Origin of the sequence: Azohydromonas lata, from assembly GCF_034427735.1 — a bacterium.
GTDB lineage: Bacteria > Pseudomonadota > Gammaproteobacteria > Burkholderiales > Burkholderiaceae_C > Azohydromonas > Azohydromonas lata.
This window is the reverse complement of record NZ_JAXOJX010000231.1, coordinates 1-356: the sequence shown is the minus strand read 5'-3', so window position 1 is coordinate 356 and position 356 is coordinate 1. Positions and strand designations below refer to the sequence as shown.

General features: G+C 65.7%; 1 protein-coding gene. It reads right to left on the bottom strand.

Annotated elements, in window-relative coordinates; translation table 11 throughout:
* Window positions 1-356, bottom strand: a 356-nt coding sequence (locus tag SM757_RS35170; RefSeq protein ID WP_322468890.1) for a winged helix-turn-helix domain-containing protein, incomplete at both ends; no start/stop codon positions are given.

Below are 356 nucleotides of genomic sequence, written 5' to 3'. Positions count from 1 at the left end.
GTTGGTGACGGTGGAGATGACCGACAAGCCATGGCGCTTGTTGTTCACACGCACCACCGGCGTCTGCCCCTTGGGAGCAAAGCCGCGGCCACGCACGTCATCACTGCGCAGCCCGCTTTCGTCTCCCCAGTGGATCTCAGCGCCTTCGGCCTTGGCGCGCGTGGCGACGACGGGGTAGTCCTCTTGCAGCCACTTGCGCACGGCCGCGGGCGACTGCTCGTAGGCCTTCTTCATGGGCTTTTGGGGCGTGAAGCCCCAGCGTGACAGGTACAGCCCCATCGTGCGCACGGGCAGCCGGATGCCAAAGCGCTGCTCGATGAGTTGTGCCACTGCTTGGCGCGTCCACAGCGCGTAGA